20 protein-coding genes are annotated in these 22,218 nt (G+C 63.4%); 17 read left to right on the forward strand and 3 right to left on the reverse strand.

The window, feature by feature from the left end; all coding sequences use genetic code 11:
• Positions 1–16: 16 nt before the first annotated feature.
• Positions 17–2,701, forward strand: a complete 2,685-nt coding sequence (locus tag NKI99_RS15320; protein ID WP_023811750.1) for a DNA translocase FtsK — start codon at positions 17–19, stop codon at positions 2,699–2,701.
• An 87-nt stretch (positions 2,702–2,788) separates the two neighbouring features.
• Here the strand turns inward: NKI99_RS15320 and fsa are convergent, their stop codons facing one another.
• The gene (gene fsa / locus NKI99_RS15325) at positions 2,789–3,445 is read right to left on the reverse strand and encodes a fructose-6-phosphate aldolase (RefSeq protein ID WP_023811751.1); all 657 of its coding nucleotides are present in this window, start codon (positions 3,443–3,445) and stop codon (positions 2,789–2,791) included.
• Between the two features lie 90 nt (positions 3,446–3,535).
• Between fsa and NKI99_RS15330 the strand changes: the two genes are divergently transcribed.
• Complete coding sequence (locus NKI99_RS15330; protein WP_352611353.1) at positions 3,536–5,719, forward strand: primosomal protein N'; 2,184 nt, start codon at positions 3,536–3,538, stop codon at positions 5,717–5,719.
• Positions 5,720–5,723: 4 nt separating this feature from the next.
• Here NKI99_RS15330 and NKI99_RS15335 read toward each other — a convergent pair whose 3' ends face one another.
• Positions 5,724–6,404 carry a DUF8453 domain-containing protein gene (locus NKI99_RS15335; RefSeq protein WP_352611354.1) on the reverse strand — a complete coding sequence of 227 codons (681 nt, stop codon included), beginning with the start codon at positions 6,402–6,404 and terminating at the stop codon, positions 5,724–5,726.
• Positions 6,405–6,468: 64 nt separating this feature from the next.
• Between NKI99_RS15335 and NKI99_RS15340 the strand changes: the two genes are divergently transcribed.
• From NKI99_RS15340 to NKI99_RS15370, 7 genes are all read left to right on the forward strand, one after another.
• Positions 6,469–7,164 (forward strand): aspartate/glutamate racemase family protein, encoded by a 696-nt coding sequence (locus NKI99_RS15340; protein WP_352611355.1) that lies wholly within the window; start codon positions 6,469–6,471, stop codon positions 7,162–7,164.
• A 94-nt stretch (positions 7,165–7,258) separates the two neighbouring features.
• A complete protein-coding gene (locus NKI99_RS15345) occupies positions 7,259–7,654 on the forward strand; it encodes an AGROH133_08824 family phage infection protein (protein WP_027037276.1) in 396 nt (131 codons plus the stop codon).
• Between the two features lie 246 nt (positions 7,655–7,900).
• Positions 7,901–8,461: a F0F1 ATP synthase subunit delta gene (locus NKI99_RS15350; RefSeq protein ID WP_292567210.1), complete on the forward strand. Its 561-nt coding sequence runs from the start codon at positions 7,901–7,903 to the stop codon at positions 8,459–8,461.
• Positions 8,461–9,990: a F0F1 ATP synthase subunit alpha gene (gene atpA / locus NKI99_RS15355; RefSeq protein ID WP_352611356.1), complete on the forward strand. Its 1,530-nt coding sequence runs from the start codon at positions 8,461–8,463 to the stop codon at positions 9,988–9,990. The genes NKI99_RS15350 and atpA overlap by 1 nt, the downstream gene beginning before the upstream one ends.
• A 31-nt stretch (positions 9,991–10,021) precedes the next feature.
• Positions 10,022–10,906, forward strand: coding sequence for a F0F1 ATP synthase subunit gamma (locus NKI99_RS15360; protein ID WP_127261419.1), 885 nt, complete (start codon positions 10,022–10,024; stop codon positions 10,904–10,906).
• A gap of 70 nt (positions 10,907–10,976) precedes the next feature.
• Positions 10,977–12,584, forward strand: a complete 1,608-nt coding sequence (gene atpD, locus NKI99_RS15365; RefSeq protein WP_352554300.1) for a F0F1 ATP synthase subunit beta — start codon at positions 10,977–10,979, stop codon at positions 12,582–12,584.
• 113 nt (positions 12,585–12,697) lie between these two features.
• A complete protein-coding gene (locus tag NKI99_RS15370; RefSeq protein ID WP_127413902.1) occupies positions 12,698–13,105 on the forward strand; it encodes a F0F1 ATP synthase subunit epsilon in 408 nt (135 codons plus the stop codon).
• A 211-nt stretch (positions 13,106–13,316) separates the two neighbouring features.
• On the opposite strand, the gene NKI99_RS15375 is transcribed toward NKI99_RS15370, so the two are convergent.
• Positions 13,317–14,852 carry a mannitol dehydrogenase family protein gene (locus NKI99_RS15375; RefSeq protein ID WP_352611357.1) on the reverse strand — a complete coding sequence of 512 codons (1,536 nt, stop codon included), beginning with the start codon at positions 14,850–14,852 and terminating at the stop codon, positions 13,317–13,319.
• 143 nt (positions 14,853–14,995) lie between these two features.
• On the opposite strand from NKI99_RS15375, the gene uxaC reads away from it, so the two are divergent.
• The 8 genes from uxaC to NKI99_RS15415 all read left to right on the forward strand — a co-directional run bounded on the left by uxaC (position 14,996) and on the right by NKI99_RS15415 (position 22,098).
• Positions 14,996–16,408 (forward strand): glucuronate isomerase, encoded by a 1,413-nt coding sequence (gene uxaC / locus NKI99_RS15380; protein ID WP_031213440.1) that lies wholly within the window; start codon positions 14,996–14,998, stop codon positions 16,406–16,408.
• A 36-nt stretch (positions 16,409–16,444) separates the two neighbouring features.
• A complete protein-coding gene (locus tag NKI99_RS15385) occupies positions 16,445–17,422 on the forward strand; it encodes a TRAP transporter substrate-binding protein (protein ID WP_128304059.1) in 978 nt (325 codons plus the stop codon).
• A 101-nt stretch (positions 17,423–17,523) separates the two neighbouring features.
• The gene (locus NKI99_RS15390) at positions 17,524–18,054 is read left to right on the forward strand and encodes a TRAP transporter small permease (protein ID WP_031213442.1); all 531 of its coding nucleotides are present in this window, start codon (positions 17,524–17,526) and stop codon (positions 18,052–18,054) included.
• 4 nt (positions 18,055–18,058) lie between these two features.
• Positions 18,059–19,339 carry a TRAP transporter large permease gene (locus tag NKI99_RS15395; RefSeq protein ID WP_352611358.1) on the forward strand — a complete coding sequence of 427 codons (1,281 nt, stop codon included), beginning with the start codon at positions 18,059–18,061 and terminating at the stop codon, positions 19,337–19,339.
• 7 nt (positions 19,340–19,346) lie between these two features.
• Positions 19,347–20,123 (forward strand): FadR/GntR family transcriptional regulator, encoded by a 777-nt coding sequence (locus NKI99_RS15400; protein WP_128304058.1) that lies wholly within the window; start codon positions 19,347–19,349, stop codon positions 20,121–20,123.
• Between the two features lie 22 nt (positions 20,124–20,145).
• Positions 20,146–20,997, forward strand: a complete 852-nt coding sequence (gene kduI, locus NKI99_RS15405) for a 5-dehydro-4-deoxy-D-glucuronate isomerase (RefSeq protein WP_128304057.1) — start codon at positions 20,146–20,148, stop codon at positions 20,995–20,997.
• Entirely contained in the window at positions 20,994–21,752 is a 759-nt protein-coding gene (gene kduD / locus NKI99_RS15410) for a 2-dehydro-3-deoxy-D-gluconate 5-dehydrogenase KduD (RefSeq protein WP_352611359.1), read from the forward strand. The genes kduI and kduD overlap by 4 nt, the downstream gene beginning before the upstream one ends.
• Positions 21,753–21,762: 10 nt before the next feature.
• Complete coding sequence (locus NKI99_RS15415; protein ID WP_023811768.1) at positions 21,763–22,098, forward strand: cupin domain-containing protein; 336 nt, start codon at positions 21,763–21,765, stop codon at positions 22,096–22,098.
• The last annotated feature ends 120 nt before the right edge of the window (positions 22,099–22,218 follow it).

Here is a 22,218-nt window from a genome sequence, read left to right on the forward strand (position 1 = left end):
AAAGTGAGTCTTGAGAATGGAAGCCAAGCGTTTTTCCCGGGTCAATTTATCGACGGCTGCATTGCCTGATGGCCCCGAGGGGAAGCGCTTGGAGAGCATAGGCGACAGGGGTGGTCAGCGAAGTTCTTCCGCGGCAGGCGACCTTGATCGTCCGGCTCGCAAGGAGCCGGACGGCCGGCAGCCCACCACACGCCGGGCCGGCTATTCCGCACCGGTGGTCGATCTCGGCGGCAACAAGCGGCCCTATATGGAGCCGCGGGGTGGCTCGGACGATACGCCTTCGAAAATCGGCGATATCGAGAGCCCTGCCTGGCAGGAATATTTCTTCCTTGCACCCAACGTGCGTTTTACACGCACGCCGGACTATGAGGCCAGGAAGCATCGTCCGCCGCACGAGCGTGTTGTCGAACACGCCGCGACGCGCCCAGCAGAGCAAGCCGTTGCTCAATCCATGATCAACGGGGCGTCTTCCGCGCCTTCGCTACTGGCATTGCCGGCTTCGGTGAAAAGCCCTGCTTCCCAGCCGCTGGCCGGCCACGCCTCGCAAGGGTCATCACCGCCGGCTGCTGCTTTTGTTGCCCCGGGGCGCGCCAGGGAGAAGGTGCCAGCCGTTGCGCCGGTGCCGCCGAGGTCGGTCGCTACGGCACGGGCATCCGCGCGTGCGTCCGTTGCTCCGGGCGCCAAAACGACCACTTCCGAAAGGCTGCGCTGGCCATATCTTTCGGATCATGCCTTCTTCGAGGCCATGGCACCCTATCTGGTCGACGTTTCGTCGCCGGCCCGGCAGACCGGTCCAGCGTCGCCTGCACCGGTCGCCGTGGCGCCAGTGACCACTATGCCGATCGACATTCGCCCGACGACAGGGACCGATGCCACCGCATTGTTTCGTGTCATCGACTGCCTTCCGGGCCAGGTCTTGAAGCCGTTGCCGGATGTTTGGCCGGCCAATTCGAACCGGACCGTCGCCCAACCTGGCGTGCCGGCGAGCAATGCGCCGTCGCCGGTCCAGGCTGTCGCAATCCCAGCCGCCAAAAGCGATGCCGTTTCCGTGTCGGCCGCGCCAAGTGTGAACGTCCCTGCCAGGGCCGTTGGCGCCCGCTCCGCGCGCTTGCCTGGGGCTGGAAAGGTCGTGCTGTCAACCGCAGGCGATCCCTATGAGCTTCCCTCGGAAGAGCTGTTGCAGCAGCCACCGGAGGGACAAGGCTTCTACATGTCGCAGGAGCGGCTCGAGCAGAACGCCGATCTGCTGGAAAGCGTGCTCGAGGACTTCGGCGTGCGTGGCGAGATCATTCATGTTCGCCCAGGCCCGGTCGTCACGCTCTATGAGTTCGAGCCGGCGCCGGGCGTCAAATCTTCTCGCGTCATCGGGCTTGCAGACGATATCGCCCGCTCCATGTCGGCGATTTCGGCGCGCGTCGCCGTCGTGCCTGGCCGCAACGTCATCGGCATCGAGCTCCCGAACGAAACGCGCGAAACCGTCTATTTCCGGGAGTTGATCGAATCGGAAGGCTTTCGCAAGACCAGCTGCAAGCTGGCGCTTTGTCTCGGCAAGACGATCGGCGGCGAGCCGGTCATCGCCGAGCTGGCGAAGATGCCGCATTTGCTGGTGGCCGGAACCACCGGCTCCGGCAAGTCGGTTGCCATCAACACCATGATCCTGTCATTGCTCTACCGGCTGAAGCCGGAAGAATGCCGGCTGATCATGGTCGATCCCAAGATGCTTGAACTCTCCGTCTATGACGGCATCCCGCATCTGCTGACGCCCGTCGTCACGGATCCCAAGAAAGCCGTGACGGCGCTCAAATGGGCGGTGCGCGAGATGGAGGACCGGTATCGCAAGATGGCGCGGCTCGGTGTGCGCAACATCGACGGCTACAACGAGCGTGCCGCCGCTGCCCGCGACAAGGGCGAGACGGTCGTCATGACCGTGCAGACCGGCTTCGAAAAGGGCACCGGCGAACCGCTTTTCGAACAGCAGGAAATCGACCTTGCGCCGATGCCCTACATTGTCGTCATCGTCGACGAGATGGCCGACCTGATGATGGTCGCCGGCAAGGAGATCGAAGGCGCGATCCAGCGACTGGCGCAGATGGCGCGCGCTGCCGGCATTCACCTGATCATGGCAACGCAGCGCCCCTCGGTCGATGTCATCACGGGCACGATCAAGGCCAACTTTCCAACCCGGATTTCCTTCCAGGTGACATCGAAGATCGACAGCCGCACAATCCTGGGCGAGCAAGGCGCCGAACAATTGCTTGGCCAGGGCGACATGCTGCACATGATGGGCGGCGGGCGCATTTCCCGCGTGCATGGGCCGTTTGTTTCCGACGCGGAGGTCGAGCATGTCGTCGCGCATCTCAAGGCGCAAGGGCGCCCTGAATATCTGGAAACCGTGACGGCCGATGAGGACGAGGAAGAAATCGAAGACGATCAGGGCACGGTCTTCGACAAGGGATCCGTTGCAGCCGAAGACAGCGACGCGATCTACGACGAGGCGGTGAAGGTGGTGGTGCGCGACAAGAAATGCTCGACGTCCTACATCCAGCGGCGCCTCGGCATCGGCTACAACCGCGCTGCGTCCCTGGTCGAGCGTATGGAAAAGGAAGGCCTGGTCGGCACACCCAACCATGTCGGCAAGCGCGAAATCATCATGGGCCGGCGCCAGCCGGCGAGCGCGCCCGAGGGTGACGGCGCGGATTGAGCGGCAGTCTGCTTGGAGCGCACATGAAAAAGGCCGGTTGCCCGGCCTTTTCATCACAAGCGAATTGGCTTTAGCCGATCGCCATTCTCAGCCGATCTTCTGGCCGGTTTTTGCCCAGTCGGCAAGGAACTGTTCCAGGCCCTTGTCGGTCAGCGGGTGCTTGACCAGTGCCTTCAGGGTCGCCGGCGGCGCGGTCACGACATCGGCGCCGATGAGTGCCGCCTGCTTGACATGGTTCACGGTGCGCACCGAAGCGACCAGGATCTCGGTCTGGAAATCGTAATTGTCGTAGATCTGCCTGATCTCCTGGATCAGCTCCATGCCGTCGATGCCGATGTCGTCGACGCGGCCGACGAAGGGCGAGATGAACGAGGCACCGGCCTTGGCCGCCAGCAGCGCCTGGTTGGCCGAAAAGCACAGCGTGACGTTGACCAGGCGGTTCATCTCGGTGCGGATCGTCTTGCAGGCCTTGAGCCCGTCCAGCGTCAGCGGCACCTTGATGCAGACATTGTCGGCGATCTTGGCCAGAACCTTGGCCTGCTGCATCATCTCGGAATATTCGGTGGCGGTGACTTCAGCCGAGACCGGACCCTTGACGATGTCGCAAATCTCTTTGGTGACCTCCGCGATCTTGCCGCCGGATTTGAGGATCAGCGACGGATTGGTGGTGACGCCGTCGAGCAGCCCCAGATCGTTCAGCTCACGAATATCCTTGACGTCGGCGGTGTCGACAAAAAATTTCATGGCGGGTCTCCTGAAGATTTTCATGTGCATGTCATGCACATTCGGGGTCGGCCTTTGATCTAGACCAAAGTCAGGGCAAGGTCACGCCTCATGATCGACGATTCGCCCTTTGTCGCAGCCGCACCGGTGCTGGTGCCGATGCCCGCCGAACGCCCCTACACCTATGCCGTGCCGGCCGGCATGCGCGTGGTGCCGGGCTCGATCGTGCGCGTGCCGCTCGGTCCGCGCCAGGTCGCCGGCATCGTCTGGGATGGCGCGGTCGAGAAGGTCGACGCGAAAAAGCTGCGCCCCATCGAACAGGTTTTCGACTGCCCGCCGATCGACCGCGCGATGCGCCGCTTCGTCGACTGGGTGGCGCAGTACACGCTGTCGCCGCCGGGCATGGTGGCGCGCATGCTGCTCAGGGCGCCGGAGGCTTTCGACCCCGAACCGTGGATCGAGGGATTGCAGCGCACGCTTCTCGCACCCGACCGGATGACGAGCGCCAGGCAGCGCGTGCTGGAGACGGCCGAAGGCGGCCTTGCCTGGACGCGCTCCGGCCTCGCTCACGCCGCCGGCGTGTCGTCGACGGTGATCGACGGCCTGAGGGCGCAAGGCGTGTTCGAGACCGTGATGATCCCGCCGCGCCCGGTGGTGGCCGCGCCCGATCCCGCCTACGCCACACCGGAACTGATGCCGGACCAGAGCGCCGCGGCGCAGATGCTGCGCGCCAATGTCGCAGCCGGCGTGTTCAACGTCGCGCTGCTCGACGGCGTCACCGGATCAGGTAAGACGGAGGTTTATTTCGAAGCGGTGGCGGCTGCGCTCGACCAGGGCAGGCAGGTGCTGATCCTGCTGCCGGAAATCGCGCTGACGCATGCCTTTCTCGAGCGCTTCCAGCAGCGCTTCGGCGCCAAGCCGGGTGAATGGCATTCCGACCTGCCGCCGCGGATGCGCGAGCGGGTTTGGCGGCAAGTGGCGGAAGGCGGCGTGCGGGTCGTCGCCGGTGCGCGTTCGGCGCTGTTCCTGCCGTTCAAGGAGCTTGGCCTGATCGTCGTCGACGAGGAGCACGACCCTGCCTACAAGCAGGAGGACCGCGTCTTCTACAATGCGCGCGATATGGCGGTGGTGCGCGGCCATATCGGCAGCTTTCCGGTCGTGCTGGCGTCGGCGACGCCATCGGTTGAAAGCCGGGTCAATGCCAGCCAAGGTAAATACAACAGAGCGGTGCTTTCCGCTCGCTTCGCCGAGGCGGCGCTTCCGCATCTGAAGGCGGTCGACATGCGGCGCGCGCCGCCGGCGCGTGGCGGTTTCCTGTCGCCGGTGCTGCTCGACCAGATGCGCCAGACGCTGGAGAGGCAGGAGCAGTCGCTGCTGTTCCTCAACCGGCGCGGCTATGCGCCGCTGACGCTGTGCCGGGTCTGCGGCCACCGCTTCGGCTGCCCGGTCTGCTCGGCCTGGCTGGTCGAGCATCGTTTTCGCGGCCAGCTGGTCTGCCATCATTGCGGGCACAATGAGCGCCGCCCCGAAGCCTGCCCGGAATGCGGCACGCTCGATCATCTGGTCGCCTGCGGGCCAGGTGTCGAGCGGATCGCCGAAGAGGTCGTTACGCATTTTCCCGACGCGCGCACCATCGTCTTGTCGTCGGACCTGATGGGCGGCGTAAGGCGGCTGCGGCTGGAACTGGAGGCGATCGCCGATGGCGAGGCCGACATCGTCATCGGCACGCAGCTCGTCGCCAAGGGCCACAACTTTCCCAACATGACCCTGGTCGGCGTCGTCGATGCCGATCTTGGCCTTGCCAATGGCGATCCGCGCGCCGCCGAGCGCACATTTCAGCTGCTCAGCCAGGTCACCGGCCGCGCCGGCCGCACCGGCAAGAAGAGCCTTGGCCTGCTGCAGACTTTTCAGCCCGACCACCCGGTGATGCGGGCGATCGTCTCGGGCGACGCCGAGGCGTTTTACGAACGTGAGATCGCCGAGCGCGAACGGGCCGCACTGCCGCCCTTCGGCCGGCTCGCAGGCGTCATCGTTAGTGCGGTGACGCGGGCTGAAGCCGAAGGCCATGCACGTGGCCTGCGCCGCGCCGCGCCCGAGGCGACGGATTTGTTCGTGCTCGGCCCGGCGGAGGCGCCGCTGTCACTGCTCGGCGGCCGCCATCGCTTCCGCCTGCTGATCCAGGGCGAGCGGCGCGCCGATATGCAAGGTTTTATCAGGGCCATGCTGGCCAACGGGCCGAAGCAACGCGGTTCGGTCAGGGTGCAGGTCGATATTGATCCGCAGAGCTTTTTGTGACGGCTTATTTACCGCCCTTGGCCTTTTTCACGTACCGGTCCTGAAATTCGGTAATATCCACAAACGCTGCAAAACTATTCGATCGCTTCGCAATGGTCGCCAAGTGACCCTCCATTTTTTCCGTCGAGTCAGCGATCCTCCGTTCAGCTGCCTTGGCCAGAACCCCCCGCAGCCCCGCAAATTGTTTTATATCAATAGTGCGTTCTCGAGCTATCTCCTTGCCGAGAACATCCAAGTAGCGCAGTTTCACTTTGAAGGCTTTCAAGGGACCAATATCAGCCCCGCCGATCTGTCCATATAGCTCAAAGCTAATACCGAAGAGGGCATATATCTTTTCGTCCTGCGGTATGACCGTCATCGGCATGCGTTCTTTGTCATTTACGAGCATTACATCGTGACTTTTGAAGTCTTGCTCATCGTACAAAAGCTCGAATCTAACGTCGAAGGCAGGTCCTCTTCCGACATTGGCCAATACGAAATTTATAGCGCCGTTGCCATCCGAGTGTGGTGATAGGTAGGCTACTATTTCGGGAGCGATCCCAGCCTTCCGAAGGCTTCGATTCTCGAACCATAAGAAGGCAGTCAATAAGGCAATAACACCGGTTGCGACAGCGGAGACAGCTGTTGCTATTGCTGAAACCGTTGAACTCGCATTTGCATCGAATACGCCTAGAAACTCGCCCATTGCCCTCATTCCGTGTATGCCCAACCGCTATAGACACCCAGAATCGAGAGAGGACCAGCCTATTGTGAAAACCCTTGGCCTTCTGGGCGGCATGAGCTGGGAATCGACGGCCATCTACTACCGCCTGCTCAACGAGATCGTGCGCGAGCGGCTGGGCGGGCTGCATTCGGCCAGATTGCTGCTCTGGTCGTTCGACTTCGCCGAGATCGCCGAGCGGCAGCATCATGGCGACTGGGACGGCGCCGGCGTGCTTCTTGTCGAAGCAGCGCGCAAGCTCGAGGCCGGCGGCGCGGAAGGTCTGCTTTTGTGCACCAACACCATGCACAAACTGGCCGACCAGGTGCAGGCGTCGGTGTCGATCCCGCTGATCCACATCGCCGACGCCACCGCGGTGGCGGTCAAGCGCGCCGGCATGCAGCGCCCGGCGCTGCTGGCGACGCGCTTCACCATGGAACAGGACTTCTACAAAGGCTGGCTCGCCGACAGATACGGCCTGCGGCCCGTGGTGCCCGATGCTGCCGGGCGCGACATGGTCCATCGCGTCATCTACGAGGAATTGTGCCAGGGCATCGTCACCGAAATCTCGAAGGCGGCTTACATCGCCGAGACCGAACGCCTGCGCCGCGAAGAGGCAGCCGACAGCGTCATCATGGGCTGCACCGAGATCACCATGCTTATCGGCCAGCAGGATTTCGACATCCCGGTCTTCGACACGACGCGTATCCATGCCGAGGCGGCTGTGGCATTCGCGCTTGGCTGATGCGCGCCGCCTAAAGTGCGTGGACCATCTGGCGCGGGGGTTTTCCTCCGTTAGAATGCCCGGAATTTCAAAACAGGCACTTCGAGGGGACAAGATGGATTTTGCGCTTCCATGGCCAACGAGCCAGGGCGAATGGCTGGCCTGGTCGAGCGCCGTCGTCACCGTGCTGCTCGGTCTTTTGTTCTTTCTGGCGCCTGGCCTCGCCTTCCGTGCCCTGCGCTTGCAGGTCAAGCCAGAGAAGGCTGCGGCGATCGCCGAGGGGCGCGGCAGGATGTCGGGCTTCTATCTCGGCGTCGGCCTGTGCTGCATCCTGCTGGCGCAGCCGCTGATCTACATGGCGCTCGGCTTTTCCTGGTTGTTCACCGCCTTCGGCCGGTTGCTGTCGATGATGTCGGATGGCGCCAACACGCCTTTCAATTGGGTTTCCATTGTGCTGGAATTGGTGCTGGCGGCGTTACCGCTCGCCTTTGCCTTCGGCTTTTTGCCTTGAATCGTTGGGTATTCCGCGATGGAAGACGGGTGACTTTCGCCGGATGCGACAATAGTGCCTGAAAACCATGCGGAACGACGCATTGCGGTCTTAAAATGCCTGTGCTAGACGGCAATCGACTTTCGGCCGGGGATAGCGGAAGCCGCGCCTCCGTGCTCGAAAAAATGCAGTAAGGTCAAAGATTTAGCCAGAGTTTTTGCTCGCGCCAACAATCTACGGCCTGTCAGACAAGAGAAAAGACGGTCCGTGGCTCAATCGTCATCGCCAATCTCAGGTGTCGCAGAACGCTATGCGGGTTCGCTGTTCGAACTCGCCCTGCAGGCAAATTCCGTGGCCAAGGTCGAAGCCGACCTCAACAGCTTCGAAGTCATGCTCGCGGGCAGCGCCGACCTTACCCGGCTGATCAACAGCCCGGTGTTCTCCAGCGAGGACCAGGCGAAGGCCATCGCGGCAATCGCCGACAAGGCCGGGATTGCCGGCCTCACTGGCAATTTCCTGCGCGTCGTCGCCCGCAACCGCCGGCTGTTCGCCATTCCCGGCATGATCAGGGCGTTCCGTCAGATATCAGCCGAACATCGTGGCGAGACCGCTGCTGAAGTGACGTCGGCTCACGAACTGACGGCTGCCCAGCAGACCGAACTCAAGGCGGCGCTGAAGAGCGTTGCCGGCAAGGACGTGGCTATCTCCGTCACCGTCGATCCGTCGCTGCTCGGCGGGCTGGTGGTCAAGATGGGCTCGCGCCAGATTGATACGTCGCTCAAAACCAAACTCAATTCGCTCAAGCTTGCACTGAAAGAGGTCGGCTGATGGACATCCGCGCCGCGGAAATTTCCGCAATTCTGAAAGACCAGATCAAGAATTTCGGCAAGGAGGCCGAGGTCTCCGAAGTCGGACAGGTGTTGTCCGTCGGTGACGGTATCGCCCGCGTCTACGGCCTCGACAATGTCCAGGCCGGCGAAATGGTCGAGTTTCCCGGCGGCATCCGCGGCATGGCGCTCAACCTCGAAGCCGACAATGTCGGCGTCGTCATCTTCGGCGCCGACCGCGACATCAAGGAAGGCGACATCGTCAAGCGCACCGGCGCCATCGTCGACGTTCCCGTCGGCCCCGGCCTGCTCGGCCGCGTCGTCGACGCGCTCGGCAATCCGATCGACGGCAAGGGTCCGATCAAGGCAGTCGAACGCAAGCGCGTCGACGTCAAGGCGCCCGGCATCATCCCGCGCAAGTCGGTGAACGAGCCGATGTCGACCGGCCTCAAGGCCATCGATGCGCTGATCCCGGTTGGCCGCGGCCAGCGCGAGCTGGTCATCGGCGATCGCCAGACCGGCAAGACCGCCATCATCCTCGACACGATGCTCAACCAGAAATCGGTGCACGACAACGGCCCCGAGAAGGAAAAGCTCTACTGCGTCTACGTCGCCGTCGGCCAGAAGCGCTCGACCGTCGCGCAGTTCGTCAAGGTGCTGGAAGAGCGCGGCGCGCTCGAATACTCGATCATCGTCGCCGCCACCGCTTCCGATCCGGCACCGATGCAGTTCCTGGCGCCGTTCGCCGGCGCCACCATGGGCGAATACTTCCGCGACAATGGCATGCACGCGCTGATCAGCTATGACGATCTGTCGAAGCAGGCCGTCGCCTATCGCCAGATGTCGCTGCTGCTGCGCCGCCCGCCGGGCCGCGAAGCCTATCCGGGCGACGTCTTCTACCTGCACTCGCGCCTGCTCGAGCGCGCCGCCAAGCTCAACGACGATCTGGGCGGTGGTTCGCTGACCGCGCTGCCGATCATCGAAACGCAGGCCAACGACGTGTCGGCCTACATCCCGACCAACGTGATCTCGATCACCGACGGCCAGATCTTCCTCGAAACCAACCTGTTCTTCCAGGGTATTCGTCCTGCGGTGAACGTCGGCCTGTCGGTCAGCCGCGTCGGTTCGGCCGCGCAAATCAAGGCGATGAAGCAGGTTGCCGGCTCGATCAAGGGCGAGCTCGCGCAGTACCGCGAAATGGCGGCGTTCGCGCAGTTCGGCTCGGATCTCGACGCCGCCACGCAACGCCTGCTCAACCGCGGATCGCGCCTGACCGAACTCCTGAAGCAGCCGCAGTTCTCGCCGCTGAAGACGGAAGAGCAGGTCGCGGTGATCTTCGCCGGCGTCAACGGCTATCTCGACAAGCTGCCGGTCAACCAGGTCGGCAAGTTCGAGCATGGCCTGCTCAGCCACATGCGTTCGGCAGGCAAGGACGTCCTCGATGCCATCCGCAAGGAAAAGGCGCTGTCGGATGATCTGCGCGCCAAGCTGAAGGCCGAGATCGACACTTTCGCCAAGACCTTCGCCTGAGCGAATTGCAAGACGGGATCAGGTTTGAAGCATGCCTTCATTAAAAGACCTTCGTAATCGTATCGCCTCGGTCAAGGCGACGCAGAAGATCACCAAGGCGATGCAGATGGTCGCCGCGGCGAAGCTGCGCCGTGCGCAAGAGGCTGCGGAAGCGGCGCGCCCCTATTCGGAGCGCATGGGTTCCGTGCTGGCCAACATCACCCAGGCCATCGGCGGCGGCGGCGATGCCCCGGCGCTGATGACCGGCACCGGCAAGGACGACGTGCATCTGCTCGTCGTCTGCACCGCCGAGCGCGGCCTGTGCGGCGGCTTCAATTCGCAGATCGCCCGCCTTGCCCGCGACCATATCCGCAAGCTTTTGGCGGACGGCAAGCAGGTCAAGATCATCTGCGTCGGCAAGAAGGGTTTCGACATCCTGCGCCGCGACTATGCGTCGATGATCATCGACCGCGTCGATCTGCGCGAGGTCAAGACACTCGGCTTCGTCAATGCCGATGCGATCGCCAAGAAGGTCATCCACCTCTTCAACGAGGGCGGCTTCGACATCTGCACGCTGTTCTATTCGCAGTTCAAGTCGGTGATCAGCCAGATCCCGACCGCGCAGCAGATCATTCCGGCCGGCGTTGCTTCGGCTCCGGCCGAGGCGATCGATGGCGGCAACGCCGTCTACGAATATGAGCCGGAGCCGGGCGAAATCCTCTCCGACCTCATTCCGCGCAACATCTCCGTGCAGGTTTTCCGGGCGCTGCTCGAAAATGTGGCCGGCGAAATGGGCGCCAAGATGAGCGCCATGGACAATGCGACGCGCAACGCCGGCGACATGATCAACAAGCTGTCGATCACCTATAACCGCCAGCGGCAGGCGCAGATCACCAAGGAACTGATCGAAATCATTTCGGGCGCCGAGGCGCTCTAGGCGTGGTTCGCGGGTCATCGACCCGCGATCGGACCGCGTGAGAAACAAAGGACGAAAAAGGGTAAAGACGATGGCGAAAGCAGCGACCCCCCAGAAGGCGACATCCAAGACGGCAGCCCCCAAGGCCGCAGCCGCGAAAACCGCAGCCCCCGCGAAGGCGGCAAAGGCTCCAGCAGCAGCCGCGAAGGCTGCCCCGGCCAAGGCGGCAGCACCGGCGAAGGCCGCCGCTGCCAAGACATCGGCAGTGGCCAGCAAGGCAACCGGCGTTGTCGGCAAGGTCCGCCAGGTCATCGGCGCCGTTGTCGACGTGCAGTTCGGCGATCACCTGCCGGCGATCCTGAACGCGCTCGAGACCACCAATGTCGGCAACCGACTGGTGCTCGAAGTCGCCCAGCACCTGGGTGAAAACACTGTGCGCTGCATCGCCATGGACTCGACCGAAGGTCTGGTTCGCGGCCAGGAAGTGCGTGACACCGGCGCGCCGATCACCGTGCCGGTCGGCCCGGGCATGCTCGGCCGCATCATCAACGTCATCGGCGAGCCGGTCGACGAAGAAGGCCCGGTCGACGCAACCGAAATGCGCTCCATCCACCAGCCGGCTCCGACCTATGTCGAGCAGTCGACGGAAGCCCAGATCCTGATCACCGGCATCAAGGTGCTCGACCTGCTGGCTCCCTACGCCAAGGGCGGCAAGATCGGCCTGTTCGGCGGCGCCGGCGTCGGCAAGACCGTGCTGATCCAGGAACTGATCAACAACATCGCCAAGGCGCATGGCGGCTACTCGGTGTTCGCCGGCGTCGGCGAGCGCACCCGCGAAGGCAACGATCTCTATCACGAGTTCATCGAATCCGGCGTCAACAAGAAGGGCGGCGGCGAGGGCTCCAAGGCCGCACTCGTCTATGGCCAGATGAACGAGCCGCCGGGCGCGCGCGCCCGCGTCGGCCTGACCGGCCTGACGGTTGCCGAATATTTCCGCGACCAGGGCCAGGACGTGCTGTTCTTCGTCGACAACATCTTCCGCTTCACGCAAGCGGGTTCGGAAGTGTCGGCTCTGCTCGGCCGCATCCCGTCGGCCGTCGGCTATCAGCCGACGCTCGCCACCGACATGGGCGCGCTGCAGGAACGCATCACCACAACCACCAAGGGCTCGATCACGTCCGTGCAGGCCATCTATGTGCCCGCCGACGACTTGACCGATCCGGCGCCGGCGACCTCGTTCGCCCACCTTGACGCGACGACGACGCTCAACCGCGCCATCGCCGAAAAGGGCATCTATCCGGCCGTCGATCCGCTGGATTCGACCTCGCGCATGCTCGACCCGCTGGTCGTCGGCGACGAGCATTATGGCGTCGCGCGCCAGGTGCAGTCGATCCTCCAGCGCTACAAGTCGCTGCAGGACATCATCGCCATCCTGGGCATGGACGAGCTGTCGGAAGAGGACAAGCAGACCGTGGCCCGCGCCCGCAAGATCGAGCGCTTCCTGTCGCAGCCCTTCTTCGTCGCCGAAGTGTTCACCGGCGCGCCGGGCAAGCTGGTCGATCTCGCCGACACCATCAAGGGCTTCAAGGGCCTCTGCAACGGCGACTACGATCACCTTCCCGAAGCCGCCTTCTACATGGTCGGCGGCATCGAGGAAGCGGTCGAGAAGGCACAGCGCCTGGCGGCTGAAGCGGCTTAATTTAGGGAATAGGGAGTAGTCAGTAGTGAGCAGGGAATAGCAGCTGCGTGATGTGGGCCGGTTAGGACCACTTACTACTGCCTAGTTCCTATTCCCTACTCACTAAATTGATCATGGCTGAAGCTTTCAAATTCGAACTGGTCTCGCCGGAGCGCCTGCTTGTTTCCGAGCAGGTCGAATCCGTCGTCATTCCGGGCGCCGAGGGCGAGATGACCGTGATGGCGCATCACGCGCCGGTCATGACCACGATCAAGCCGGGCGTCGTCACCGTGAAGACCGCGGCGGGCGGCGAAGAGCGCTATGTGGTGTTTGGCGGTTTCGCCGACATCGTTCCGGCCGGCTGCACGCTGCTGGCGGAATCGGCTGTCGCGGTGAAGGATGTCGACCGCGCCGATCTCGCGCGCCGCATCCAGGAAGCCAGGGAAGACGCCACTGATGCCAAGGACGACGAGGCTCGCAGCAAGGCGGAACAGTTCCTTAGCCAGCTCACCACGCTGGAAGGCGCCATCCTGCCGGCGTAGGCCTGAGCGCAGACTCTGGAATTCATGCCATTGGTAGCGCGCAGGACGGGCGTTCTGTCGCGATCCTTCGCGCCCCCCTCTGTCCTGCCGGACATCTCCCCCACGAGGGGGGAGATTGGCAGCTCGGATGTCGGTGCTCTTCCTGTAACGTTAGAGATTTGCGAAAGAGGGGGGCGCTGTCCCGCCGACATCATAACCGCGAGGCCGTAGCTCAGGTCTGCTCGCTCTGTATGCCCAAGGCGGCGAAGGCCAGAACCGGACCATCGCGCCGCAGGTGGACGAGATGGACAGCCACAAGTTCGATCAACGTCTGCCGCTCGGCATGGTCCCTGGCGAAGCCGGCCAGGTCGAACACCGCGGTCACGGTTTCGTTGGCCGGCAGCTGCTCGCTCAAAAGTGCCGTCAGCGCCGCGTCGAGCGGATCGGTGAAATGTCCCGCCGGCAAGGTTTTTCCTCGCGCGGCGCAAGCGGCGATCCAGGCAGCCACCACCAGGGTTAGATGGACCAATTCAGTACCGGCTTCGAGGCATTCGATGGCGGAGGCGACGATGCGCTGCGGCAGTTTCTGGCTGCCGTCATTGGCGATCTGCGCCGTGCGATGGGCAAGTGCAGTGTTGGAAAAACGCTCCGCGAGCTCCGCAGTATAGGCGCTCGTGTCCAATCCGGCATCCTCGGGCAGGGTCGGGATGGCTTCGGCCCACAATGCATCAACGAATTGCCGGATCGCCGGGTCGGCGAAGGCGCGGTCGACGGTGGCATGACCGCTGAGCAGGCCAAGATAGGCGATGGCCGAATGCGAGCCGTTGAGCAGCCTGAGCTTCATGTCCTCGAACGGGCCGACATCGCGAACCATGGTGACGCCGAATTGTTCCCACGCGGGCCGGCCAGTCGGGAACTTATCTTCGACCACCCACTGACAAAACGGCTCGGTCATCACGGGCCAGGCATCCTCGACGCCGAGTTCTTCAGCGATCCGCACCCGATCGGCGTCAGTGGTTGCGGGCACGATGCGATCGACCATGCTGGAGGGAAACGCGACTTGTTGTGCGATGTGGTCGGCAATTCCGACATCGCTCGATTGCGCGAGCCCGGCATCTCGCAACTGGGCGAATTCGACCAACAGCCGGTGCAGCGTGGCGCCGTTGGCCGGCAAATTGTCGCAACACAGGACAGTGAAGGGCGGCGTGCCGGCGGCGCGTCGCCGGGCAAGCGCCTCGGTCAGAAAACCATGCGCTGTCTTCGGCATCCGGGGATTGGCCAGATCATGGGCGATATCGGGATGTGCGGCGTCCAATCCGCCGCCTGCCGCCCTCAGATAGGCCTTTTCAGTGATCGTCAGCGTGACGATGCGGGTGCGCGGATCGGTCAGCGCGACCAGCACCGCCCTGGGATCCTCCGGCGCCACCAGCATCACACCGATCGAACCGATGACCTGAAGCCTTTCGGTTCCACTGCTTCTGATCGCCAGCGTGTAGAGCCCGTCCTGCGGCGTGAGAGCGTCGCGCGTGTCGGTGCTGCGCAGCGAAACGCCTGTTATGCCCCAATCCGCGTCGCCTGCCGCCAGGCAATCGTCGACATAGGCTGCCTGATGGGCGCGGTGGAAGGCGCCGACACCAAGGTGCACGATGCCCGGGACGACGCAGCTGCGATCATACGCAGGTGTCGCGATCGAAGCCGGCAGTGCGCGCACCGTCTTCGTGGAAAGGCGTTCGGTCGTCGTGGTGCGACTGGTCTGGTCGGATGACATGAGTGGCCTCGGCAGGGATCGGCAAAGCGGCGTAACATTCGATTTCCTGCCACACAATGGGTCGAAAAGTCATCATACAACAATCGGATTTTTGTATGTTGACATTATTTCTTGCCGCCCCTACCGATAGTGGCCTTGGGAGGATGACCGTGACACTGACCCATGCGGATCTGCTGTTTCCCGCCGAGGCGCATTCGCGCGCGATTGCCCGTGATCTCTATGCCGGGATCAAGGACCTGCCCCTTGTCAGCCCGCATGGCCACACCGATCCGCGCTGGTATGCGCTGAACGAGCCATTCCCGGATCCGGCGCAACTGCTCATCGTCCCGGATCACTACATCTTCCGCATGCTGTTCAGCCAGGGCGTCCGCCTCGAGGATCTCGGCGTCGCGACGCTGGACGGCGCGCCTGTCGAAACCGACGGCCGGACGATCTGGCGGCGCTTTGCCGAGCACTATTATCTGTTTCGGGGCACACCGACCCGGCTGTGGTTCGACCACGTACTTGCCGATCTGTTCGGCATCGACGAACCGCTGACCGCCGCGACGGCCGACCGCCACTACGACACGATTGCAACGCTGCTGCAGTGGGAGAATTTTCGCCCGCGCGCGCTGTTCGAGCGTTTCAACATCGAGGTCATCGCGACCACGGAAGGCGCGCTCGACGATCTCAAATGGCACCAGATGATCCGCGACAGCGGCTGGCAGGGCCGTGTGGTCACCGCCTACCGGCCGGATGCCGTCGTCGATCCTGATTTCGAGGGGTTTTCACCCAATCTCGATCGGCTCGGCGAGATCACCGGCTGCGACACCGGCAGCTGGGCCGGATATCTCGACGCGCATCGCCAGCGGCGCGCCTTCTTCAAAAGCTTCGGCGCGACTTCGTCAGATCATGGCCATCCGACGGCCGAGACCGCCAATCTTTCGGATGCGGCGGCGCAAGAGCTGTTCAATCGGGTTCGCCGTGGTTCCGACGATGAGCGCGAGCGAAAACTGTTCCGCGCCCAGATGCTGACCGAGATGGCCAAGATGAGCCTCGACGATGGGCTGGTCCTGCAGATCCATCCCGGCTCCTGGCGCAACCATTCGCCCGCAATCTTCCAAAAATTCGGCCGCGACAAGGGCTTCGATATCCCGACCCGGACCGACTATGTGACGGCGCTGAAGCCGCTGCTCGACTGCGTCGGGCTGGAGCGCGACCTCACCGTCATTCTCTTTACGCTCGACGAAACCAGCTATGCGCGCGAGCTGGCTCCGCTGGCCGGCGTCTACCCGGCGCTGAAGCTCGGGCCGGCCTGGTGGTTCCACGACAGCCCGGAAGGCATGCAGCGGTTCCGCGAGATGACCACCGAGACGGCCGGCTTCTACAACACCGTCGGCTTCAATGACGATACCCGCGCCTTTCCATCGATCCCGGCACGTCACGATGTGGCGCGGCGGGTCGACTGCGCGTTCCTGGCGCGTCTCGTCGCCGAGCACAGGCTGCGCGAGGACGAGGCGCATGAGCTGGCGCGGGAACTGACCTATACGCTGGCGAAAAAGGCGTATCGGCTCTGAAGGGGCAACTCGCCCGCAATGCAAAGGGAGGAAACCATGTTGCATTTTTCAAGACTGACGGGAGCTGCGCTGCTCGCCGCCGCACTGATGGCCGGAATGGCAAGCGCCCAGACGGTTCTGCGCTCGTCCGACACCCACCCGGACGGCTATCCGACGGTCGAGGCAGTCAAATATTTCGGCGAGCTTGTAAAGGAGCGTACGGCCGGCCGCTATGCGGTCGAGCTCTATCATTCCGCGCAGCTAGGCGAAGAAAAGGACACGATCGAGCAGGTTCGCACCGGCGTGATCGACCTCAACCGCATCTCGATGGCGCCGTTCAACGGGCTCATTCCCGAAACCACTGTGCCCTCGCTGCCCTATATCTTCCGCTCGGAAGACCATATGCACAAGGTCATGGACGGGGCGGTCGGCGATCAGATCGCGGCGGCGTTCGAACAGGTCGGGCTGGTGCTGCTCGCCTTCTATGACAGTGGCGCGCGCTCCTTCTACAATTCGAAGAAACCGATCAACTCATTAGCCGATCTGTCCGGCATGAAGTTCCGCGTCATCCAGTCCGACATCTTCGTCGACATGGTGGCGGCACTCGGCGCCAACGCGACTCCGATGCCGTATGGCGAGGTGTATTCGGCGATCGAGACCGGGGTCATTGACGGCGCGGAAAACAATTTTCCGAGCTACGACACCGCCAAGCATGCGGAAGTCGCCAAGTTCTATTCGCTCGACGAGCACACTATGGTGCCGGAAGCCTTCGTCATGGCGAAGTCGAGCTGGGACAAGCTGACGCCGGAGGATCAGGCGATCTTCAAGGCGGCCGCCAAGGAGAGCGTCGCCAGGCAGCGCGAGCTGTGGACCGCCAAGGTCAAGGAATCGCGCGCCAAAGTCGAAGCGGCCGGTTCGCAGATCACGACGCCGGACAAGCAGCCCTTCATCGACGCCATGGGTCCGGTCTACGAGAAGCACGTCAAGGACGATAAGCTGAAGGCCATGGTCGAAGCCATCAAGGCCGTGCAGTGATCAAGCGGCGGCGCGGGCATTCCGCGCCGCCATCCCCCTTGCGGAGAGAACCGGTGACCTCCAGCCCAGCACACAGACCGCCCCTGTCCGGCGTCGCCCGCATGATGTCGCGCGTCAGCACAGCGGCGCTATGGGTCGCAGGCATCGGGCTGGTGCTGATGACCGCCTTCGTCGCCTGGCAGGTGTTCGGTCGTTATGTCCTGAACCGCTCGCCAAGCTGGACCGAGCAGGGCTCGGTGATGCTGATGAGCTGGTTCATTTTCCTCGGCGCTGCCGTCGGGGTGCGCGAGAACTATCACCTCGGCTTCGACGTCCTGCTCTACGTGCTGCCCAAAGGCGGCAAGCGTTGGCTGCGGATGATCTCGGACCTCGTCGCGCTCGCCTTCGGCATCGGTATGATCTGGTATGGCAGCCAACTGGTCGCATTGACCTGGGGCGCTACCTTGCCGTCGCTCGGCATATCGGGGGGCTGGGACTACGTCCCGCTGGTCGCGGGAGGCGTGCTCGTCGCGCTCTTCACGCTGGAGCGCATCGTGCTTCGTCTCTCCGGTGCGCCGATCGACGATGTGCTCGATGAACTGCCGCCGGCGGAAGTCGCAACCGAACTCGACACGGCGAACGTGAAGGTCTGACGGCATGGAACTCTGGATCCTCTTCGGCGTCTTCACCCTTCTGATGCTTATCGGCACGCCGATCGCTTTCTGCCTCGGCGTCGCAAGCTTTGCCACCGTCCTCTACATGGGCCTGCCGCCGCTCATCGTGTTCCAGCGCCTGAATTCCGGCATGAGCGTCTTTTCGCTGCTGGCCATTCCCTTCTTCATCTATGCCGGCGACTTGATGGTGCGCGGCGGCATCGCCAGCAAGATCGTTGCCTTCGCCGGCTCGCTCGTTGGCCATTTGCGCGGCGGCCTCGGGCAGGTCAACATTGCGACCGCTACACTGTTCGGCGGCATTTCGGGCTCCGCCGTGGCCGAGGCAGCGGCGGTCGGCGGCTTGATGATCCCGCAGATGAAGGCGCGTGGATATGGAGCGGATTACGCCGTCAACGTCACGTCGATGGCGGCGCTGATCGCGCTGCTCCTGCCGCCGTCGCACAACATGATCATCTACTCGATCTCGGCAGGTGGAAAGATCTCCATCGCCGACCTGTTCACGGCCGGCATCATTCCGGGCCTGCTGTTGGCCCTGTCGCTGATGATCACCGCCTATTTCGTGGCGCGCTCCCGCGGCTATCCGACCGAGCCGTTTCCGGGCTTCACCGCCGTCGCGCATCTCTTCGCTGTCGCGGTGCCCGGCCTGCTGCTGATCGCGATCATCTTCGGTGGCGTACGATCGGGCGTTTTCACGGCGACCGAAAGTTCCTGCGTCGCGGTCATCTATGCGTTGCTCGTTACTGTCTTCGTTTACCGGCAGATGACTTGGGAAGGTTTCGTTCATGCCACCCATGGTGCCGTGCGCACCACGGCCATGGTGCTGCTCATCATCGGCATGGCGGCGGCGTTCTCGTGGTTGATGGCCTTCCTGAAAGTGCCGGCAGCGCTCATAGCCTCCATGAACGCGATCTCGGACGATCCGCTGATCGTGCTTCTCCTGCTCAACGTCTTGATGCTGTTCCTCGGCACCTTCATGGACATGGGCCCGACGATTATCATCTGCACGCCGATCTTCCTGCCCGTGGCGCAAGCCTACGGCGTCGACCCGGTGCATTTTGGCGTTATCATGATCCTCAACTTCGGCATCGGGCTGAATACGCCGCCGGTGGGCGCTGTGCAGTTCGTGGCGTGCGCAGTGGGCAAGATATCCGTCTGGGAAGCGATGCGCTCGATCTGGCCGTTCTATGGGGCCGGGCTCGTGGTACTGGGGCTCGTCACTTACATTCCGGCCATTTCGCTCTGGCTACCGAGCGTCTTCAAATAGGGGCGACATGGCATCGGACACCGCAACCGACCTCAGGGTCGAGAGAAAACCCAAACTGTCGGAGACCGTGGTCGCGACGATCCGCAAGCAGTTGCAGGCGGGTGAGATCCTGCCCGGCCATAAATTACCGACCGAAGGCCAACTGACCGAAACCTTCGGCGTCAGCCGCACCGTCATCCGCGAGGCGCTGGCCAAGCTTGCCGCCGACGGGCTGGTCGAACCGCGCCAGGGCGCCGGCGTCTTCGTCACAGAGCACATCTCGACAATGTTCGGCGCGCTGGCCGCCGACATGGGCAGCAAGGATTCGATCGCACTCAACGTGCTCGAAGTGCGGCTGGCGATCGAGATCGAATCGGCCGGGCTCGCCGCCATCCGTCGCAACGCCGCGCAGGAGGCGGCGATCCAGGAAGCCTTCTTCGAATTCGAGCGGCTGCTGCTTGCCAGCGAGCCGACCGGTCCGGCCGACCTCGCCTTCCATCGCGCCATCGCCAGCGCCACCAGCAACCCCTTCTATGTCGAGATGCTCGACGTGCTCGGCCGGCGCGCCATCCCGTGCGACGTGACTTCGCCCTGGTCGACCGAACTGGCGCAATCCGACAGCTACCAGCGCGGGCTGCAACGCGAGCACCTGGTGATCCTCAACGCCATTACCTCTGGCGATGCCGAGGCCGCGCGCGAGGCGATGCGCGCACACCTCACCGCCAGCCAGCAGCGTTACCGCGAGCGGCTGCATGCACGTCAGGCTTTTTATTCCAGTTCGGTCAAGGCCGCCGCCGGCAAATGACCCATCTCAAGTCAGGACGAAAATGAGCCAGAGCCATATCGACTGTACATCACGCTTTGCCATCGACCCGGTCGCCGCCGCGGCGATGGGAACCGATGAGCTGCGTCACAATTTCCACATTGACGGCCTGTTCCAGCGCGGCCGCATCAGCCTGACCTACACCCATTACGACCGCATGATCGTTGGTGGCGCCGTGCCGACTGGCGCACCGCTGCCGCTGGAAGCGATCAAGCCGACCGGCACGAAGAACTTTCTCGACCGTCGCGAACTGATCGCCGTCAACATCGGCGGCGCGGGCGTCATCACGGCCGGCGGCCAGTCCTTCGAATTGCAGGCGCGCGACATGCTCTATCTCGGCATGGGCACCACCGACGTGTCCTTCGCCTCGGTGGACAAGACCGCGCCGGCTAAATTCTATCTGCTCAGCGCGCCTGCGCATCAGGCCTGGCCCAGCCGGCTGATCCGCATCGGCGACGCCAAGCGCCTCGATCTCGGCAGCAAGGACACCTGCAACGAGCGTTCGATCTTCCAGTTCATCCATGCCGAGGGCGTGAAGACCTGCCAGCTGGTGGTCGGCATGACTCAGTTGGCTCCAGGATCGGTGTGGAACACCATGCCATGCCATGTGCATGACCGGCGCATGGAGGCCTATCTCTATTTCGACCTGGCCGAGACGGCGCGCGTCTTCCATTTCATGGGCGAGCCTGACGAGACGCGCCATATCGTCATGGGCAATGAGGAGGCGGTGCTGTCGCCGGGATGGTCGATCCACTCCGGTGCCGGCACTTCCAATTATGCTTTCATCTGGGCGATGGCCGGCGACAATGTCGACTATACCGATGTCGACCCGGTGGCGTTGGGGGATCTGCGGTGAGCGACCCCTTCAGCCTTACCGGAAAACGTATCCTGGTCACCGGCGCCAACACTGGCATCGGCCAAGGCATCGCCGTGTGCGTCGCACGCGCCGGGGGCGCGGTGGTCGGCGTCGGCCGCTCGTCGATGGACGATACGGCAGACAAGATTGCGGCGGTGGGCGGGCAATTCGAAGCGGTGAGCGCCGACCTTGCCGACACTTCGGCCGCCGGCCTGTTGCTCGACCGGATCTGGGACGAAAGCGGTCCGCTCGACGCGCTGGTCAACAATGCCGGCATCATCCGCCGCGCCGATGCCGTCGATCTCAGAGAGGCCGATTGGGACGACGTCATGGACGTCAACCTGAAGACGGTTTTCTTGCTCTGCCAAAGCTTTGCAAGGCGTGCCTTGGCCGCTGAGCGGAAAGGCAAGATCGTCAACATCGCCTCGGTGCTGGGCTTTCAGGGCGGCATCCGTGTCGCGTCTTACACGGCCTCGAAGCATGGCGTGCTCGGCATCACCCGGCTGCTCGCCTGCGAATGGGCGCAAAAAGGCATCAACGTCAACGCCATCGCGCCGGGCTATATCGAGACCAACAACACGCAGGCGCTGCGCGCCGATCCCGACCGCAGCGCCGCCATCCTGGCGCGGATCCCGGCCGGTCGCTGGGGGGAAGCGGGCGACATTGGCGACGCCGCCGTGTTCCTGCTGGCGCCGGCGTCGAACTACATGCATGGAGCGGTGGTGCCTGTGGATGGCGGCTGGCTTGCGCGATGAGGAGACGACGATGACCACAAAGATTTTCGCGCATGCCGGCGAGGGCGCCTGGACGCCGACCCCGGACGGCAACAGGCGACGCGTTCTCCTGCATACCGACGAGTTGATGCTGGTCGAATTCGGCTTCGACAAGGGTGGCGTCGGCGCCCTGCATTCGCACCCACACGTCCAGGCTAGCTATGTCGCCGAGGGCCGCTTCGAGGTGACCATCGACGGTAGGACCGAAACCATCGAGACCGGCGGCAGCTTCATTGTGCCGTCCGGTCTGGTGCACGGCGTCAAGGCGCTGGAAGCAGGGCGGCTGGTCGACAGCTTCACGCCGCACCGGGCCGATTTCCTCGGCTAGCCAGGGAAGACCCGCACCTCAAAAGAGGCGCGGGTTGTTGCCTGGGCGCTTGTGGCGCCGCGGTACTCAAGACATGACCGCAGGATGCGAACCTGCCGCATGATGGTGAACATAGGCTTA

Origin of the sequence: Mesorhizobium sp. M0239 (assembly GCF_040321815.1) — a bacterium.
In the GTDB taxonomy this organism is placed as follows: Bacteria; Pseudomonadota; Alphaproteobacteria; order Rhizobiales; family Rhizobiaceae; genus Mesorhizobium.

Coding starts and splice junctions, on each gene's coding strand:
- NKI99_RS15320 (WP_023811750.1), top strand. CDS start 17: ATGGAAGCCAAGCGTTTTTCCCGGGTCAATTTATCGACGGCTGCATTG.
- fsa (WP_023811751.1), bottom strand. CDS start 3,445: ATGAAATTTTTTGTCGACACCGCCGACGTCAAGGATATTCGTGAGCTG.
- NKI99_RS15330 (WP_352611353.1), top strand. CDS start 3,536: ATGATCGACGATTCGCCCTTTGTCGCAGCCGCACCGGTGCTGGTGCCG.
- NKI99_RS15335 (WP_352611354.1), bottom strand. CDS start 6,404: ATGGGCGAGTTTCTAGGCGTATTCGATGCAAATGCGAGTTCAACGGTT.
- NKI99_RS15345 (WP_027037276.1), top strand. CDS start 7,259: ATGGATTTTGCGCTTCCATGGCCAACGAGCCAGGGCGAATGGCTGGCC.
- atpA (WP_352611356.1), top strand. CDS start 8,461: ATGGACATCCGCGCCGCGGAAATTTCCGCAATTCTGAAAGACCAGATC.
- NKI99_RS15360 (WP_127261419.1), top strand. CDS start 10,022: ATGCCTTCATTAAAAGACCTTCGTAATCGTATCGCCTCGGTCAAGGCG.
- atpD (WP_352554300.1), top strand. CDS start 10,977: ATGGCGAAAGCAGCGACCCCCCAGAAGGCGACATCCAAGACGGCAGCC.
- NKI99_RS15370 (WP_127413902.1), top strand. CDS start 12,698: ATGGCTGAAGCTTTCAAATTCGAACTGGTCTCGCCGGAGCGCCTGCTT.
- NKI99_RS15375 (WP_352611357.1), bottom strand. CDS start 14,852: ATGTCATCCGACCAGACCAGTCGCACCACGACGACCGAACGCCTTTCC.
- uxaC (WP_031213440.1), top strand. CDS start 14,996: ATGACCGTGACACTGACCCATGCGGATCTGCTGTTTCCCGCCGAGGCG.
- NKI99_RS15385 (WP_128304059.1), top strand. CDS start 16,445: ATGTTGCATTTTTCAAGACTGACGGGAGCTGCGCTGCTCGCCGCCGCA.
- NKI99_RS15390 (WP_031213442.1), top strand. CDS start 17,524: ATGATGTCGCGCGTCAGCACAGCGGCGCTATGGGTCGCAGGCATCGGG.
- NKI99_RS15395 (WP_352611358.1), top strand. CDS start 18,059: ATGGAACTCTGGATCCTCTTCGGCGTCTTCACCCTTCTGATGCTTATC.
- NKI99_RS15400 (WP_128304058.1), top strand. CDS start 19,347: ATGGCATCGGACACCGCAACCGACCTCAGGGTCGAGAGAAAACCCAAA.
- kduI (WP_128304057.1), top strand. CDS start 20,146: ATGAGCCAGAGCCATATCGACTGTACATCACGCTTTGCCATCGACCCG.
- NKI99_RS15415 (WP_023811768.1), top strand. CDS start 21,763: ATGACCACAAAGATTTTCGCGCATGCCGGCGAGGGCGCCTGGACGCCG.